1 protein-coding gene is annotated in these 1,341 nt (G+C 67.5%); it reads left to right on the top strand.

Annotated elements, in window-relative coordinates:
• Window positions 1-193 precede the first annotated feature (193 nt).
• On the top strand, window positions 194-1,341 hold a 1,148-nt coding region (locus QZ994_RS19900; protein WP_290877842.1), incomplete at its 3' end, for a methyl-accepting chemotaxis protein.

The following is a 1,341-nucleotide window of genomic DNA, read 5'->3' as shown; positions in this document are numbered from 1 at the left end:
GTAGGAAGCCGGTGACAGCGCTTCGGCGGCGGGAGCCTCCAGCGCGGCACGCCCGGTGGCAGCGAGATTGCCATGGGTATTGCGGACTTTTCGCACGTTCAGGCCTTCAGGTCGGAGGCCATCATGCCGATACAAGCACGGGCCCCACAGGAGTGCCGCGTCCGGCGCAGACCCCGCCAGCCCAGGAGGCAGAATGAACTTTCGTACCAAAATCTGGATGTTGCCCATCAGTGCCGCCGCGGTGTTCGTGGTTGGCGTGGCCACCAGCGTCATCGTGGGCGAGCGCACCTCGGCCGTGCTCACGCACCTTCACGACGTCGACAACCCCTTTCTGGCCCATGTGCAGACCATCGACCGCAGCACGGAACAGCTGCGCCTGACCCTGCAGACCGCCGCCGCCGAAGGCGAAGCGGACCGCCTGAAAGACACCGACAGCGTGATCGCCGCCGCACGCGGGGCAGTGGGCAGCCTGCAAAAGCTGCCCGAAAAGAGCACCGCCGCCCAGGAGCTGGGCAGCGCATTCGAGGCGTATCAGACCAGCTCTCTGGGTGCCACCAAGGCCCTGCTCGACAAGAGCGCGCCGGGCGACCTGGTCGGCCAGATGCAAAGCTCCCTGGGGACCTTGCAAAAAGCGCTCGAGAAGCACAAGGCCGAAGCCCAGGCCGCCATCGACACGGCCCAGGCCAGCGCGACCCGCGGCGTCAACAGCAGCGTGTGGATCACCATCGTGACCGGCCTGATCGTGCTGGGCGTGCTGGGCGCGGCCTCCGCGGCCATCGTCAACTCGGTCTGGAAAGAACTGGGCGATGAGCCCGACACCTTGCGCAAGGTGGTCTCGAAAATCGCCGAGGGCGACCTCGACATCGACCTGCCGGCCCGCCACGGCGACAGCGATTCCCTGCGCGCATCGGTGCTGGCCATGACGACCCGCCTGCGCGACACCATCGCCACCATCCGCCAGGCCACCGATTCCATCTCGACCGCGTCCAGCGAGATCGCCACCGGCAACCAGGACCTCTCGAGCCGCACCGAGCACACCGCCTCGAACCTGCAGCAGACCGCCAGCTCCATGGAGCAGCTCACCGGCACCGTGCGCCAGAGCGCCGACTCGGCCCGCCAGGCCAACCAGCTGGCATCGAGCGCCGCCACCTCGGCCCAGCGCGGCGAGCAGATCGTCTCGCAGGTGGTGTCGAACATGGCCGAGATCGACAACGCCAGCCGCAAGATCAACGACATCATCACCGTGATCGACGGCATCGCCTTCCAGACCAACATCCTGGCGCTGAACGCCGCGGTGGAAGCCGCCCGTGCCGGTGAACAGGGCCGCGGCTTTGCCGTGGT

The sequence above is a fragment of the Aquabacterium sp. genome (assembly GCF_021768455.1).
Classification (GTDB): Bacteria; Pseudomonadota; Gammaproteobacteria; order Burkholderiales; family Burkholderiaceae_C; genus Aquabacterium.
The sequence above is the reverse complement of the archived record's forward strand: the minus strand, read 5'-3'. Positions and strand labels throughout refer to the sequence as shown.